The sequence below is a fragment of the Pseudomonas sp. R151218B TE3479 genome (genome assembly GCF_053629195.1).
On the sequence record NZ_JBRJHV010000001.1, the window covers coordinates 3,737,561 to 3,753,316 of the forward strand.

Below are 15,756 nucleotides of genomic sequence, written 5' to 3' on the forward strand. Positions count from 1 at the left end.
CGTGCATAAACGCTTGTTTGCAGGTGCTTGTAAGCGTTCTTGCGCAGTTGAAGAAATACCTTAATGCCTTGATGGAAAAGGAATTAAGGAGCGTTGGAACAGGCCGCAGCCGAGACCGGGATTTCCCTGCCTGAGGTACATGAAATTTTCGCTGATCACCATTGACGCACCCCCAGGAGAGCTCCATGACAACTGAACGTCCCCATACCGTCGCCACGCTTCCCATCAGCTACCTGTTCGTTCCCGGCAACCGCCCCGAACGGTTCGCCAAGGCGGTCGACGCGACGCCAGATGCGATCATTCTCGACCTCGAGGATGCCGTTCATCCCGACAGCAAAGCCGCGGCCCGAGCGGCCATTTGGGCTTGGCAGGAAAGCGTGCCGAGTGTTGCTTGCCAGCGCTACATCCGCCTGAACAGCGTTGACAGCACCTTCCTGCGCCAAGACCTGACATGGCTGGGAGACATGCGCTATCCCGAGCGTTGCGCGGGGATTTTCTTGCCCAAGGCGCAGTACGGCGAGGCCTTGTGCCAAGTGGTCGAGCAGTTGCTGTCGTGGCAGCCCGAGTTGCAGATCGTCGCCATCATCGAGACGGCCAAGGGCTTGCAGCAGGTCGAGGCGATTGCCGGCATTGCCGGGCTGTCGCGCCTGGCGTTCGGTTCGCTGGATTTTTCCCTCGACATCAACTGCAGCCAGGTGCCCGAGGCGTTTCTGTTCGCTCGCAATCGGATCGTGCTGGCATCGCGCACGACCGGTTTGCCTGCGCCGATCGATGGTGTGACACCGGCCATCAGCGACCTGGCGATGGTCAACCACGATGCGCATTACGCAAGGTCCCTGGGCTTTGGCGCCAAGCTGTGTATCCATCCCGCGCAATTGAACACGGTCCAGCGGGCCTTCCTGCCCAATGCGGGTCAACTGGCCTGGGCCGATCGCGTGATGCGTGCCGTGGCCAGCGGCTCCCATGCGGTGCAGGTGGACGGCGAGATGGTGGATCTGCCGCTCATCGAACATGCCCAGCGCCTGCTGGACGTGGCCAGCCTCTACGCGGTGCCCGCCAAGGCCGACGCCTGCTGAACCCGCTGCCGACCAGGAGATTCGCCATGGAACACCAGGGTTATCAAATTGCGCTGCGACCGCTGTGCGAAGTGCTGCAATCGGAGCAGGTCGATCCGGCCAATGTGCAATGGCTGCGGGAGTCGATCATCCGTGCCGGGCATTGGCTGGAACCGATCATCGTCGAGCGTTCGCGAGGCATCGTGATGGACGGCAATCATCGCTTCAATGCGGCGTTGCAATTGGGCTTGAAGCGGGTCCCGTGCATCCAGCTCGACTACGCGGATCCGCGGGTGTGTGTGCGGCATTGGCAGACCGGTAAGGCGTTCGAGGTGGCTCGGATTTTCAGCACCATCGCCCGGGGCGAGCTGTTCCCCTACAAGACCACGCGGCACGCGTTCGACCCGGCCCTGCCCGTTGTCGCGATACCGCTGGAACGCCTGTATGCCTGAGGGATCCGGTGCAGTCTGAAAAAATAATCCCAGGGAGGTGATACTTTTCCGCAGGTCGACTGGCAATAGGAGTGATTACCATTTTCTCTCGTTGGAAAGGATCCTTAAGCCATGTCTGTTGCACGTCGACCTTGTGGTGAGTCTGCGTTATCCCTCGCGATTCGGAGCGCCACGCTGAGTTTCATTCTGGTCGCAGGAAGCGCCACCGCCTGGGCGGCAACCCCCGAACAGGCGCCTGCCGCCGATAAAACCCTGGACGTCTCCAAGGACAACGGGCAAGGCTTGACCCTTGACGCCACCACCATCAGCGGCACCCACAACGACCCAGGCGCACTGCCGCCGGCGCTGGCCGGCGGTCAGGTGGCGCGTGGTGCACGCCTGGGGATGATGGGCAACAAGGACGTGATGGACACACCGTTCAGCGTGACCAGCTACACCGAAAAGACCCTGGCCGACCTGCAAACCGTGACCGTGGCCGACGCCCTGCAACGAGACCCTTCGGTGCGCTCGACTGGGCAGGTGGGCGGCATCGTCGATTCGTTTTTCATCCGTGGTTTTCCCATCGGCGAGGGCAACCTCGGCGAGTTGGCCTACGACGGCGTATACGGCGTGGCACCCAACTACCGGGTGTTCACCGACTACGCCGAACGGGTCGAAGTGCTCAAGGGGCCGGGTGCACTGATGTACGGTATTTCTCCAAACAGCGGGGTGGGCGGGGTGATCAATATCGTTCCCAAGCGTCCGTTGGACGAAGACCTGACGCGCTTTACCGGCAGCTACGCGTCCGATTCCCAAGTGGGCGGGCATCTGGATGTCAGCCGTCGATTCGGCTCGGAAAACCAGTTCGGCGTGCGCTTCAACGGCAGCCTCGAGGGGGGCGACACGGCCATCGACGACCAGGAACGCGAACTCGACATCGGTGCTATCGCCCTGGATTATCGGGGCGAGCGTTTGCGCTTGAACCTCGACTTCATCAGCCAGAAAGAGAGCTTTGACGGCGCCTCGCGACCCTTCACCGTCGCGCCTGGCGTTGAAATCCCATCGGCCCCCAACGGTCGTACCAATGCGTCACAGAAATGGGGCTGGTCCGACACCAAGGAGCAGTCGGCCTTGCTGGGTGGCGAATACGACCTGACGGACGCGGTCACGGTGTTTGCCCACGCCGGTGGCGGTCGTTCGGACGTCAAGCGAATGTCCGACCAGGTGCCAGATATCATCAATAGTGCAGGCGATATCACCAACAGGCCGGGGTATTACAAATTCAACGTGGACCGTTCGACAGCCGACGTGGGGATCCGCGGGATATTCGACACCGGCCCTGTCAGCCACACGACCACGCTGATGGCGAGCACTTATCAGGATGAGCTGTCCCGGGGCATCAACCGGGGGGCAGTTATCCCCTCGAACATTTATCACCCGGTGGACGTGCCCAAGCCGGCCATCGATGCACCCAGGGTGTTACGCGTTTCCGAGTCGCAATTGTCCGGTTTCGCCTTGACCGACACCTTGTCGGTACTGGATGACCGTCTGCAACTGTCCTTGGGGTTGCGCCGGCAGAACGTCGAGTCACGCAATTACAGCGAGACTGGCTCGGTCAGTTCCCGTTATGACGACAGTGCCACGACCCCGATGGTCGGCGTGGTGGTCAAACCCTGGGAGGACGTGTCGCTGTACTACAACTATGTCGAGGGGCTGAGTAAAGGTGACGCCGCCCCAGCCAACGCGACCAATTCCGGCGAAACGTTTGCACCTTATGAATCCAAGCAGCATGAGATAGGGGTCAAGTACGAGCACGGCACGTTCATGACCACCCTGGCGCTGTTCCAGATCGAGAAGCCCAGTGGCGAACTCGGTGCGAACAATGTTTTCTCCGTACAGGCTGAACAGCGCAACCGTGGCGTGGAGCTGAGCGTGTTCGGCGAAGTGGCCCCCGGCACACGTTTGATGGGGGGCGTGACATTGCTCGACGGTGAGCTGACGGATTCCGCCACAGCGGCCAACCGTGGCAATAAGCCGGTGGGCGTGCCAGACGTGCAAGCCAACCTGTGGGCTGAATGGGACACCCCTTGGGTGGAAGGCTTTACCCTCACCAGCGGCGCGATCTACACCAGCAGCCAATACGTGAACCAGGCCAACACCCAGGAGCTGGATGCCTGGACCCGCTTCGATGCCGGTGCTCGTTACGCCACCAAGATCGAAGGTCGACCGACGACTTTCCGAGCCACGGTTCAGAACGTCTTTGATCGCGAGTACTGGTCGGGGGTCGCCTCGTACGGCGCCTTCTCCCCAGGTTCTCCGCGCACATTGCAATTGTCGGCCACAGTGGATTTCTGAGGCATGGCGAGGGGTGGCTCTAGCACAGGGTCACCCCTCTCACTTTTCTTTCCCGATCTCTTCTATATAAGGTAATGCTGTTCACTTAGGAAAAACGATGAACCTGTGGCCAGACCAACCTTAAGCGAACAGCATTATTGGCCTTTGGCAGGCAGCCCCATCTTTGCCAGCGTCAGCGTTTCATCGGCGCGCCCCCAGCCACCGTCTGCCACCTCTTCGACCAGGACCATGGTGAATGGACGGACCCCTTCGCCGAAGTATTCGACGAACATTTCCGTGGTGCGATGGATGATCTCTTCCTTGCGGGCGTGGTCCAGGATTCCTTCGGGAAATTTGTAGTTGGCAAATGGCATGGATCGACTCCGTGGGGTTGAAAGATTCGGCAGGGGCGATGGCCCCTGGCGCGCATCTTTCTCCTTTATGCCCGTGGAATAAATCCTTCTGGATTGGCATCTGAATTCAACGTACGTGAACAATCGACCGCTTGGACTCAGTGCGAATGACGCGGCTCGCCACTGCGGGCGATCACGCGCAGATGCAACGTGGCAGGCTCCAGGCAGCCTCCGGTGGACAATTGCCCGACCAGTTGCCGGTACAGTTCCTGCCAGGGTGTTTGCGACGGTGGGATGTTCGGTGTCCATTCGAGTCGGCGCCGGGCCATCTCTTCGTCGTCGATCAGCAGGTTCACGGTGCGTGTGTTCAGGTCCACTTTCAGCCGGTCGTTGGTTTGCAGCAATGCCAGGCCGCCGCCCACGGCGGCTTCAGGGGACATGTTGAGGATCGATGGGCTCGCCGAGGTGCCGCTCTGGCGACCGTCGCCCAGGCAGGGCAGGGAGTCGATGCCTTGTTTGATCAGCGCGGCCGGTGGCGCCATGTTCACCACCTCGGCACTGCCGGGGTAGCCCACGGTGCCCACACCGCGAATGACGAGGATGCAGCGCTCGTCGATGTCCAGCGCCGGGTCGTCGATGCGGGCGTGGTAATCCTCCGGTCCTTCGAACACGATGGCCCGGGCTTCGAAACTGTTCTCGGCACCGGGCTCGGACAGGTAGGTCTTGCGAAACGCTTCGCCCACCACCGACATCTTCATGATAGCGCTGTCGAAGAAATTGCCGCTGAGCACGATGAAGCCGGCACGGTGCTTGAGCGGGGTATCGAAGGGATAGATCACGTCGGCGTTGCTGGTCAGGCTGCTGCTGACGATTTCGCCGATGGTCCTGCCGCTGACCGTGGCGCAGTCTTCGTGCAGGCGCCCGGCTTTTTGCAGTTCGTGCATGACCGAGGGCACACCGCCGGCCCGATGGAAACCTTCACCCAGGTATTTGCCCGCAGGCATGCAATTGACCAGCAGCGGCACGTCCTCGCCAATCCGTTGCCAGTCATCCAGGCTCAGTTCGACGCCCATGTGCCGAGCGATGGCGATCAGGTGCGGCGGGCAGTTACTCGAAGCACCCAGGGCCGAGGCGACGGCGATGGCGTTCTCGAAGGCCTGGCGGGTCATGATCTGTGACGGACGAATGTCTTGCAGCACCAACTCGCAGATGCGCCTGCCGGTGGCATAGGCCATTTGCCCGCGCTCGCGATAGGGCGCCGGAATGCTCGCGCAACCGGGCAGCGACATGCCCAAGGCTTCGGCCAGGGCGTTCATCGACAAGGCGGTGCCCATGGTGTTGCAGTGACCCACCGATGGCGATGCCGCGGTGGTCATTTCCATGAAGCCTTCGTAATCGATCTCGCCGGCGGCCATCAGGTTGCGCGCATGCCAGAGCACAGTGCCCGAGCCGATCAGCTCGCCTTTGTGATGGCCGTCGAGCATCGGCCCGCCGGACAAGACAATGGCGGGCAAGTCGGTGGTCGCCGCCGCCATCAGGCAGGCGGGCGTGGTCTTGTCGCAACCGGTGGTGAGCACCACGCCGTCCAATGGGTAGCCGTGGAGGATTTCCACCAGGCCCAGGTAGGCCAGGTTGCGGTCCAGGGCAGCGGTGGGCCGACGCGACTGTTCGGCGATCGGGTGCACCGGGAATTCCATGGGGATGCCACCGGCGTCACGGATGCCGGCCTTGACCCGTTGGGCCAGTTCCAGGTGATGACGGTTGCAGGGGGTCAGGTCGCTGCCGGTCTGGGCGATGCCGATGATCGGGCGTCCCGATTGCAGCTCTTCGCGGGTCATGCCGTAGTTCATGTAGCGTTCGACATACAGGGCGGTCATGTCCGCGTGAGCCGGGTCATTGAACCATTGCTCGCTGCGCAGGCGGCGTTTAGGCGTGTCACTCATGATTCATGTCTCTCTTGTAATTGGATGAATCGATCACGGTCGTAGCGTCAGCGGCCCAGCAGTCCGCGGGCGGCGAGGTTGCGCAACAAGGCGCTGACGCCAAAGGTCCAGGGGGCGGCGTCGCAGCTGTGGGTCACTTGGTTATGCAGGCTGCCGAGCAATGGGCTGCTGATGCTGACCCGGTCTCCGCGTTTGTGGGTGAAACCGCTGCCGGGATGGTCGCGGTCTTCGGTGGGGGCGAACAGGGTACCGAGAAACAGTACAAAACCATCTGGATATTGGTGGTTGGCGTTGAGTGTCTGGCTTGCCAGGTCCTGCGGGTCACGGCTGATCTGGCTCATGGAACTCGCACCGTGCAGGCGGTAGCCATCTTCGCCTTGCACCTGGAGGTCGACCACGCAGGCGCGTACGTCATCCAGGCTGAAGTGCTCGTCGAACAGGCGAATGAACGGCCCGATGGCGCAAGACGCATTGTTGTCCTTGGCCTTGCTCAACAACAGCGCGCTGCGACCTTCGATGTCTCGCAGGTTGACGTCATTGCCCAGGGTGGCGCCGTGGATCTGGCCACGGCTGTTTACTGCCAGCACCACTTCCGGTTCCGGGTTGTTCCATTGCGATATCGGATGAATGCCAATTTGGCTGCCGCTGCCCACGGCGGCCAGGACCGGTGCTTTGGTGAAGATCTCCGCATCCGGGCCGATGCCGACTTCCAGGTACTGCGACCACATGCCCTGTTCGATGAGCAAGGCTTTCAGGCGCATGGCTTGCTCGGAACCCGGCACGATCGCCCGCAGGTTATCGCCGATCACATTGTGCACGGTGGCGCGTACCGCCTCGGCCCTTGCCGCGTCGCCGCCTGCCTGTTCCTCGATCACCCGCTCGATCATGCTGGCGGCGAAGGTCACACCGGCGGCCTTGATCACTTGCAAGTCCAGCGGCGGCAACAGAAACGGCTTGGCCGGATCGGCATGAATGCCGGTGTTGGCCAGCAGCGCTTCGACGCTGGCGATGAAAGTGCCGGGCGTTTGCCTGACCGCCGCCAACGGTGAGGACGTTTCCAGCAAATCGCTCAAGGTCGCGAAACGATCCGACAGGTCGAACACCCCATCACTGCGCAGCACGACGGGTGAAGGCCCGGCGACACGGCCAGGCACCCAGGCACGACCGATGAGGGTGCCGGCGACGCCATCGACGGGCAGGGTGTTCTCGGGAGTAAGCATCAGCGACATGGGCAGTTTTCCTGGTTCGTAAAGCTTTCAAGCTAGGGCGCGCGGTTGATGAACTCCAATGAGATATATTCAGTATCTGATAACGTCCGGTTATTGCATCGCCGAGGATTGCCCATGTCCGATCTGTCTTTTTCCAGCTTCTGCGGCTGGCTCAAATTCCGTCATCTGTTATTGATCGATACCTTGGGGCGCACCTGCAACATGCATTTGGCGGCCGAGCAGATGAACCTCAGCCAGCCCGCCGTGAGCAAGATGCTCAAGGAAATCGAAAGCCTGCTCGGCTTCGCTCTGTTCGAGCGCCGCCCCCGGAGCATGCCGCCCACCGCATTGGGCGAACATGTGCTGCGTTACGCGCAGATCGCCTTGAACGATGCACGTTCGTTCGTCGAGCAAATCAGCAGCCTGCGCGAAGGCGGCCATGGCTACCTCAAGGTCGGCGGTATCTTTGCCGCGACGGCAGTGGCCTTGCCCGAGGCGATCCTGCAGATCAAGCAACGCTGGCCGTTGCTGTCCATCGAGGTGGTGGAGCAGACCAGCAACCATCTGATGAAGATGCTTGAAGAGAAAAAACTCGACCTGGCGGTAGCCCGGTTTACCGAGCAAAGCCAGCAACAGCGCTACGACTTCCAACCCCTGGCCCCGGAACCGTTCTGCATCGTGGTCAATGACCGCCATCCCCTGGCGAACGCCGGGCCGACCTCCCTGCAGCAACTGGTGGACCTGCCGTGGATTCTCTACCCGGTCGGCACGCCGATCCGTGCGCGCATGGAACTGGCCTTCGCCGAGGCCGGGGTAGGGATGCCGCGCAATACCATCGACACCATTTCCATGCAGACCTTTCTCCAGGTGCTTCAACGCGGGCCCATGATCGGCATGCTGCCCAATGCCATGGTCGATCCGTTGCTTGAAAGCGGCCAGCTCAAGACCCTCGATACCCCGCTACACCTGGTGCCGCAGGACTACGGCATCCTCACGCGAAAGGATGAACCGCTGGTAGGTGCGGCGCTGGAGTTCGCCGAGATTCTCAAGGACAACGCCCGTCTGAGCGGTTGAATGTGCCGCCGCCATCGCGAGCATGTTCGCTCCCACAGTTGTTTTGTGTTGACTGAAAGATTCGCCACACTCCCGCCCCTGTGGGAGCGAACATGCTCGCGATGGCGGCGGATCAGCTTGCACTGAACCCTGTGGCGAGGGAGCTTGCTCCCGCTGGGCTACGCAGTAACCCGTTTGCCAAACCCAAGTCTCGATAACAATACGTTATCGACTAATCCAAAAATGCCATTGGGAAGAATCGATCCCCGACAGTAGAGTCCTCGTTCAATCGCCGGATGAGTCAATCATTCGACGTGACCCAATAAAAACAATCAGGGGTTACCTCATGCAAACCATCTCCGAGCCGTTGCCCGCCCAGGCCGCTTGCGAACCGGATTTCGAAGACCGGACCTACCGCAAGGTGATCTGGCGGATCCTGCCCGTGTTGCTGTTGTGCTACATGGCAGCGTACCTCGATCGGGTGAACATCGGGTTCGCCAAGCTCGACATGCTCAACGAGCTGCAATTCAGCAACACCGTGTATGCCTTGGGCGCCAGTATGTTTTTCTGGGGCTATTTCCTCTTCGAAGTGCCCAGCAACCTGTTGCTGCATCGCTTTGGCGCACGGTTCTGGATCGCCCGGATCATGCTCAGTTGGGCGGTGATTTCCATGGCCGTGGCCTACACCGTGCCGCTGGCGGCTTTCTTCCACATCGAATCGAGCACGATGTTCTATGTGCTGCGCTTCCTGTTGGGCATCTGCGAAGCCGGCTTTTTCCCTGGTGTGATCCTCTACCTTAACTACTGGTTTCCGACCCACCGGCAGAGCCGGGTGATGTCCGGGTTCCTGCTGGCGCTGCCCGTCAGCCTGACCCTGGGCGGCATACTCTCCGGCTGGCTGATGAACAGCATGCAAGGGGTGCATGGCCTGTCGGGCTGGCAATGGATGCTGCTCATCGAAGGCATTCCGTCGATCATCATGGCGTTCGTGGTGATCGTCTGCCTGGCCGATAACATCGACAAAGCCAAATGGCTGACGGTCGCGGAAAAAGCCCTGCTCAAGGCCAATCTGCAAACCGACAACCAAGGCAAGGCCACGCGGTTGAGCGAAGTGTTCTTCAACCCTCGGGTGTGGTTGCTGGTATTGATCCTGCTGACCTTCAATACCGGTTTCTATGGCCTGGCGTTCTGGATGCCTTCGATCATCAAGAGCACCGGCATCACCAACAGCTTGCACATCGGTTTGCTCACCGCCATCCCTTATTCGGTGGCGGTGGTGGCGATGCTGCTCAACGCCCGGCACTCCAACCGCACCGGTGAGCGGCGCTTGCATGCGGCGATCCCGGCATTCATTGGCGGCGTCGGCCTGATCCTCAGTGCCTTCTTCGCTGACAATCTGGTGCTGTCGGTGCTCTTTCTCAGCGTCTCCGCTTCGGGGATTCTCAGCCTGATGCCGATTTTCTGGACCCTGCCAGGCACCGTGCTGTCGGGGGTCGCCGCCGCCGCCGGCATCGGCATGATCAACGCCATCGGCAACCTGTCGGGCTTCACCGGCTCGATGATCACCGCCGTGGCCGAAACCCTCACGGGTAATATCAACAACGGCACTTATGTACTGGCCTTGTGTCTTTTGGTCAGCGGCGGGCTGATCCTGGCCATCCCCGCTTCGATGCTCGGCAGGACCCCCAAGCACGCCGCCACGTCAGCGCAACTGGAGACCGCATGAACCTGCAGAACAAGCGCGTTCTGGTAACGGCAGCGGGGCAGGGCATTGGCTTGGCCAGCGCCATTGCCTTCGCCCGGGCCGGGGCCGAGGTGTTTGCCACGGACATCGATATCCATGCGCTGGCGGGGATCGAAGAGGTCACCGCCATGCCCCTGGATGTCACCTCGAGCGTCGCCATTAGCGCCGCCTGCGAGCGCATCGGCGGGCTCGACGTGCTGTTCAACTGCGCAGGCTATGTGCACAGTGGCAACATACTGCAATGCGACGAAGCAGCCTGGACACGCTCGATGGACCTCAATGTCACGGCCATGTACCGCATGATCCGCGCCTTCCTTCCGGGGATGCTGGCCCGTGGCGGCGGCTCGATCATCAACATGTCGTCGGTGGCCTCCAGCGTCAAGGGCGTGCCCAATCGCTTCGCCTATGCCGCCAGCAAGGCGGCGGTGGTGGGTCTGACCAAGGCTGTCGCCATCGACTTCGTCAGTCAGGGCATCCGCTGCAACGCGATCTGCCCGGGCACCGTGGACTCGCCTTCGCTGCGCCAGCGCATCGCCGATCAGGCCGTGCAACAGGGCGTCGATGAGGCGCAGGTCTATCGGCAGTTCCTCGACCGCCAGCCCATGGGGCGCATCGGCAGCACTGAAGAGATCGCCCAGTTGGCGGTGTACCTGGGCAGCGATGCTTCTGCCTATACCACGGGTACCATTCACGTCATCGACGGTGGCATGAGCCTCTGAAATCGGTCTTCACTTGAGCAGGAGCACGACATGAAACTATTGCGCTACGGCGAAAAGGGTTCGGAAAAACCCGGGCTGCTGGATACCGACAATCAGCTGCGCGACCTCTCCGGCCATGTGCCGGACATCGCTGGGCAGGTCCTGGGCGCGGACAGCTTGGCAGCGCTCGCCGCCCTCGACCCGCGCAGCCTGCCGCTCGTTGCCGGCCAGCCGCGCATCGGTGCCTGCGTCGGCCAGGTCGGCAAGTTCATCTGCATCGGTCTGAACTACGCCGATCACGCGGCCGAGTCGAACATGGAGGTGCCGAAAGAGCCGATCATCTTCAACAAATGGACCAGTGCCATCTGCGGGCCGAACGACGACATTCAGATCCCGCGCGGCTCGCTCAAGACCGATTGGGAAGTCGAGCTGGGCGTGGTCATCGGTAAAGGCGGGCGCTACATCGACGAAGCCAATGCCATGGAGCATGTCGCCGGCTACTGCGTCATCAACGATGTGTCCGAGCGCGAGTGGCAACTGGAGCGCGGCGGCACCTGGGACAAAGGCAAGGGTTTCGACACCTTCGGCCCTCTCGGCCCCTGGCTGGTGACCCGGGATGAAATCGCCGACCCGCATACGCTGGATCTGTGGCTGGAGGTTGACGGACACCGCCACCAGAACGGCAATACCCGAACGCTAATCTTCAGCGTGCCGCAACTGATTGCCTACTTGAGCCGCTGCATGAGCCTGCAACCGGGGGATGTGATCTCCACCGGCACGCCGCCCGGCGTCGGCTTGGGCATCAAGCCCGACCCGGTATTCCTGCGACCGGGCCAGACCATTCGCCTGGGAATCGAAGGCTTGGGCGAACAGCGTCAGGTCACGGTGCAGGCGGACTGATGGCTGGGCTCGCTCCCACAGTTTGATCTATGGCCCCTCAGGCCCCTGTGGGAGCGAGCTTGCTCGCGAAGGCGGCGTCACAGTCAATGAAGATGTTGAATGTGCTGGCCTCTTCGCGAGCAAGCTCGCTCCCACAGAACAGAAGGATTGCGGATGCACGCGGACAGTGTGTCCGCTGAAGATCCAGTGTGGGAGCGAGCTTGCTCGCGAAGGCGGCGTCACAGTCAATGAAGAATGTTGAATGTGCTGGCCTCTTCGCGAGCAAGCCCGCTCCCACAGAACAGAAGGATTGCGGATGCACGCGGACAGTGTGTCCGCTGACGATCCAGTGTGGGAGCGAGCTTGCTCGCGAAGGCGGCGTCACAGTCCATGAAGATGTTGAATGTGCTGGCCTCTTCGCGAGCAAGCCCGCTCCCACAGAACAGAGGGATTGCGGATGCACGCGGACAGTGTGTCCGCTGAAGATCCAGTGTGGGAGCGAGCTTGCTCGCGAAGGCGGCGTCACAGTCAATGAAGAATGTTGAATGTGCTGGCCTCTTCGCGAGCAAGCTCGCTCCCACAGAACAGAAGGATTGCGGATGCACGCGGACAGTGTGTCCGCTGAAGATCCAGTGTGGGAGCGGGCTTGCCCGCGAAGGCGGCGTCACAGTCAATGAAGATGTTGAATGTGCTTGCCTCTTCGCGAGCAAGCCCGCTCCCACAGAACAGAGGGATTGCGGATGCACGCGGACAGTGTGTCCGCTGAAGATCCAATGTGGGAGCGGGCTTGCCCGCGAAGGCGGCGTCACAGTCCATGAAGATGTTGAATGTGCTGGCCTCTTCGCGAGCAAGCCCGCTCCCACAGAACAGAGGGATTGCGGATGCACGCGGACAGTGTGTCCGCTGAAGATCCAGTGTGGGAGCGGGCTTGCTCGCGATAGCGGTGGCTCGGCCTGGCCTCACTTCCGATCAACACGCCTGACACGCTTCATCACCACCACGAAAAACACCGGCACGAACACCACCGCCAGCGTGGCGGTGATCATCCCGCCGATCACCCCGGTGCCGATGGCCTGCTGGCTCGCCGAGCTGGCACCGGTGGCAATCGCCAGCGGTACCACACCGAGGATGAACGCCAGCGAGGTCATGATGATCGGTCGCAGGCGCAGGCGTGCGGCCTGGAGCGTGGCGTCGATCAGGTCGTGGCCTTCGTCGTACAGGCTCTTGGCGAACTCGATGATCAGGATCGCGTTCTTCGCCGACAGGCCGATGATGGTAATCAACCCGATCTTGAAGAACACATCGTTGGGCATGCCGCGCAACGACACGGCCAATACCGCACCAAGCACACCCAGTGGCACCACCAGCAGCACCGAGGTCGGGATCGACCAGCTTTCGTACAGGGCCGCCAGGCACAGGAACACCACGAGCAGCGACAGGCCCAACAGGATCGGCGCCTGGCTGCCGGACAAGCGTTCCTGCAAGGACAACCCGGTCCATTCCTGGCCCAGGCCCGTCGGCCCCAGGCCCACCAACCGTTCGATTTCGGCCATGGCTTGCCCGGTGCTGTAGCCCGGTGCCGGTTCGCCGGAAATGCTCACCGCCGGATAACCGTTATAGCGGGTCAATTGCGCCGGTCCCTGGGTCCAGCGGGCCTGGACGAATGCCGACAACGGGACCATTTTCCCGCTGTTGTTGCGCACGTGGATTTTCAGCAGGTCCTCGACCTGGCTGCGCTGGTCGCCCTCGGCCTGGACCACCACCCGCTGCATCCGTCCCTGGTTGGGGAAGTCGTTGATGTAGGCCGAACCCACCGCCGTGGACAACACGCTGCCGACATCGGCAAAGGAAATGCCCAGGGCATTGGCCTGCTTGCGGTCGACCTCCAGTTGCACCTGCGGCGCCTCCGCCAGGGCGCTTTCGCGCACATTCATCAGCATCGGGCTTTTTTCGGCGGCGGCGAGCAGTTCGCTGCGGGCCTGCATCAAGGTGGCGTGGCCGAGTCCGCCACGGTCCTGCAAACGGAACTCGAAACCGCTGGAGGTGCCCAGGCCATCCACGGGCGGCGGCAGCACCGAGAACGCCATGGCATCCTTGATTTGACCCAGGGCCAGGTTGGCGCGGTCGGCAATCGACGCCGCCGAATCCTCGGCACCGCGTTGCGACCAGTCCTTGAGGGTGGTGAAGGCTAGGGCGGCGTTCTGCCCACTGCCGGAAAAACTGAAACCGAGAATGATCGTGCTGTCGCCAACCCCCGGCTCGCCGGCGTTGTGGGCTTCGATCTGCTCCACCACTTGCACCGTCCGGTTTTTGCTCGCACCCGGTGGCAGCTGGATGTCGGTGATGGTGTAGCCTTGGTCTTCCACCGGCAGGAACGAGGAGGGCAGGCGGCTGAACAACAGGCCCATGCCCACCAGCAGCACGCCGTAGATCAGCAGATAACGGCCGCTGCGTTTCACCGCATAGGCCACCCACCCCTGGTAGCGGTCGCCGAAGCGGTCGAAGCCACGGTTGAACCAGCCGAAGAAACCGCTTTTGGCGTGGTGATGACCTTGGGCGACCGGTTTGAGCAAGGTCGCGCAAAGCGCCGGGGTCAAGGTCAGGGCGAGAAAGGCCGAGAACAGGATCGACGTCGCCATTGACAGCGAGAATTGCTGGTAGATCACCCCCACCGAGCCCTGCATGAACGCCATCGGAATGAACACCGCCACCAGCACCAGCGTGATGCCAATGATCGCACCAGTGATCTGCCCCATGGCCTTGCGCGTGGCCTCCTTGGGCGACAAGCCTTCCTGGGCCATGATCCGCTCGACGTTCTCCACCACGACGATGGCATCGTCCACCAGGATACCGATGGCCAGCACCATGCCGAACATGGTCAGCACGTTGATCGAGAACCCCAGCGCGAGCATCGTCGCGAAGGTGCCCATCAGCGCTACCGGCACCACCAGGGTCGGGATCAGGGTGTAGCGAATGTTCTGCAGGAACAGGAACATCACCGCGAACACCAGCAACATCGCCTCGCCGAGGGTGTAGATCACCTTGGTGATCGAGACCTTGACGAACGGCGAGGTGTCGTAGGGAATCTTGTATTCCACGCCGGCCGGGAAGTAGCGCGACAGCTCGTCCATCTTGTTGCGCACCAGGGTCGCGGTGTTCAGGGCATTGGCACCCGGCGACAGTTGCACCGCCACTGCGGTGGACGGCTTGCCGTTCAGGCGCGTGGAAAACTGGTATTCCTGGCTGCCGATCTCCACCCGTGCCACGTCGGCGATGCGCACCGTCGAGCCATCGGGATTGGCCTTGAGCACAATGTCGGCGAACTCTTGCGGCGTGTTGAGCTGGCCTTTGACGACGATGGTCGCGGTGATTTCCTGGGTGCTGCGGCTCGGCAACTCCCCCAGGCTGCCTGCCGACACCTGGGCGTTCTGCGCCACGATGGCGGCATTGACATCGGCCGGGGTCAGGTTGAAACCGACGAGTTTCTGCGGATCGATCCAGATCCGCATGGCGCGCTCGGCCCCGTACAATTGAGCCTTGCCGACACCGTCCAGGCGCTTGATCTCGTTCATCACGTTGCGCGCCAGGTAATCGCTGAGGGCCACGTCGTCGAGCTTGCCGTCGCTGGAGGTGAGGGTGATCAGCAGCAGGAAGCCAGCGGAGACTTTGTCCACTTGCAAGCCCTGCTGCGTGACCGCTTGCGGCAGGCGTGACTCCACCGCTTTGAGGCGATTCTGCACGTCGACCTGGGCCAGTTCCGGGTTGGTACCGGGCTGGAAGGTCGCGGTGATCGTGGCGCTGCCCAGGCTGCTTTGGGATTCGAAATACAGCAGGTTGTCGGCGCCGTTGAGTTCTTCCTCGATCAGGCTGACCACGCTTTCGTCCACGGTTTGCGCCGAGGCGCCTGGGTAGACGGTGTAGATCTCGATTTGTGGCGGGGCCACCACCGGGTATTGCGCCACCGGCAGTTGTGGGATGGCCAGGACACCGGACAACAGGATGAACAAAGCGACGACCCAGGCGAATACCGGACGGTCGATGAAAAATTGCGGCATGGC

General features: G+C 61.8%; 11 protein-coding genes. 7 read left to right on the plus strand and 4 right to left on the minus strand.

The genetic code is table 11. The features are described from left to right. The first annotated feature begins 185 nt into the window (after window positions 1–185). From AB7M32_RS16550 to AB7M32_RS16560, 3 genes are all read left to right on the plus strand, one after another. Complete coding sequence (locus tag AB7M32_RS16550) at window positions 186–1,076, plus strand: HpcH/HpaI aldolase/citrate lyase family protein (protein WP_454250584.1); 891 nt, start codon at window positions 186–188, stop codon at window positions 1,074–1,076. 26 nt (window positions 1,077–1,102) lie between these two features. Continuing rightward, a complete protein-coding gene (locus AB7M32_RS16555; protein ID WP_454250585.1) occupies window positions 1,103–1,507 on the plus strand; it encodes a transcriptional regulator in 405 nt (134 codons plus the stop codon). A gap of 111 nt (window positions 1,508–1,618) precedes the next feature. Further along, entirely contained in the window at window positions 1,619–3,841 is a 2,223-nt protein-coding gene (locus tag AB7M32_RS16560) for a TonB-dependent receptor (protein WP_454250586.1), read from the plus strand. 134 nt (window positions 3,842–3,975) lie between these two features. On the opposite strand, the gene AB7M32_RS16565 is transcribed toward AB7M32_RS16560, so the two are convergent. The 3 genes from AB7M32_RS16565 to AB7M32_RS16575 form a co-directional block, all read right to left on the minus strand. Continuing rightward, entirely contained in the window at window positions 3,976–4,194 is a 219-nt protein-coding gene (locus tag AB7M32_RS16565) for a tautomerase family protein (RefSeq protein WP_003200762.1), read from the minus strand. Between the two features lie 137 nt (window positions 4,195–4,331). Next, a complete protein-coding gene (locus tag AB7M32_RS16570; RefSeq protein ID WP_454250587.1) occupies window positions 4,332–6,116 on the minus strand; it encodes an IlvD/Edd family dehydratase in 1,785 nt (594 codons plus the stop codon). Between the two features lie 47 nt (window positions 6,117–6,163). Next, a complete protein-coding gene (locus AB7M32_RS16575) occupies window positions 6,164–7,345 on the minus strand; it encodes a fumarylacetoacetate hydrolase family protein (RefSeq protein ID WP_454250588.1) in 1,182 nt (393 codons plus the stop codon). Between the two features lie 114 nt (window positions 7,346–7,459). On the opposite strand from AB7M32_RS16575, the gene AB7M32_RS16580 reads away from it, so the two are divergent. From AB7M32_RS16580 to AB7M32_RS16595, 4 genes are all read left to right on the plus strand, one after another. Next, complete coding sequence (locus AB7M32_RS16580) at window positions 7,460–8,398, plus strand: LysR family transcriptional regulator (protein WP_072404995.1); 939 nt, start codon at window positions 7,460–7,462, stop codon at window positions 8,396–8,398. Between the two features lie 325 nt (window positions 8,399–8,723). Beyond that, a complete protein-coding gene (locus tag AB7M32_RS16585; RefSeq protein WP_454250589.1) occupies window positions 8,724–10,103 on the plus strand; it encodes an MFS transporter in 1,380 nt (459 codons plus the stop codon). Further along, entirely contained in the window at window positions 10,100–10,840 is a 741-nt protein-coding gene (locus tag AB7M32_RS16590) for an SDR family oxidoreductase (protein WP_454250590.1), read from the plus strand. The genes AB7M32_RS16585 and AB7M32_RS16590 overlap by 4 nt, the downstream gene beginning before the upstream one ends. A gap of 30 nt (window positions 10,841–10,870) precedes the next feature. Continuing rightward, on the plus strand, window positions 10,871–11,719 hold the full coding sequence (locus AB7M32_RS16595; RefSeq protein ID WP_454250591.1) for an ureidoglycolate lyase: 849 nt from the start codon (window positions 10,871–10,873) through the stop codon (window positions 11,717–11,719). A 938-nt stretch (window positions 11,720–12,657) separates the two neighbouring features. Here AB7M32_RS16595 and AB7M32_RS16600 read toward each other — a convergent pair. After that, a complete protein-coding gene (locus AB7M32_RS16600) occupies window positions 12,658–15,753 on the minus strand; it encodes a multidrug efflux RND transporter permease subunit (RefSeq protein ID WP_454250592.1) in 3,096 nt (1,031 codons plus the stop codon). Between the last annotated feature and the right edge of the window lie 3 nt (window positions 15,754–15,756).

What these genes read in the sequence shown, in the direction of transcription:
- AB7M32_RS16550 (WP_454250584.1), top strand. Translation starts at nt 186, where the DNA reads ATGACAACTGAACGTCCCCATACCGTCGCCACGCTTCCCATCAGCTAC.
- AB7M32_RS16555 (WP_454250585.1), top strand. Translation starts at nt 1,103, where the DNA reads ATGGAACACCAGGGTTATCAAATTGCGCTGCGACCGCTGTGCGAAGTG.
- AB7M32_RS16560 (WP_454250586.1), top strand. Translation starts at nt 1,619, where the DNA reads ATGTCTGTTGCACGTCGACCTTGTGGTGAGTCTGCGTTATCCCTCGCG.
- AB7M32_RS16565 (WP_003200762.1), bottom strand. Translation starts at nt 4,194, where the DNA reads ATGCCATTTGCCAACTACAAATTTCCCGAAGGAATCCTGGACCACGCC.
- AB7M32_RS16570 (WP_454250587.1), bottom strand. Translation starts at nt 6,116, where the DNA reads ATGAGTGACACGCCTAAACGCCGCCTGCGCAGCGAGCAATGGTTCAAT.
- AB7M32_RS16575 (WP_454250588.1), bottom strand. Translation starts at nt 7,345, where the DNA reads ATGTCGCTGATGCTTACTCCCGAGAACACCCTGCCCGTCGATGGCGTC.
- AB7M32_RS16580 (WP_072404995.1), top strand. Translation starts at nt 7,460, where the DNA reads ATGTCCGATCTGTCTTTTTCCAGCTTCTGCGGCTGGCTCAAATTCCGT.
- AB7M32_RS16585 (WP_454250589.1), top strand. Translation starts at nt 8,724, where the DNA reads ATGCAAACCATCTCCGAGCCGTTGCCCGCCCAGGCCGCTTGCGAACCG.
- AB7M32_RS16590 (WP_454250590.1), top strand. Translation starts at nt 10,100, where the DNA reads ATGAACCTGCAGAACAAGCGCGTTCTGGTAACGGCAGCGGGGCAGGGC.
- AB7M32_RS16595 (WP_454250591.1), top strand. Translation starts at nt 10,871, where the DNA reads ATGAAACTATTGCGCTACGGCGAAAAGGGTTCGGAAAAACCCGGGCTG.
- AB7M32_RS16600 (WP_454250592.1), bottom strand. Translation starts at nt 15,753, where the DNA reads ATGCCGCAATTTTTCATCGACCGTCCGGTATTCGCCTGGGTCGTCGCT.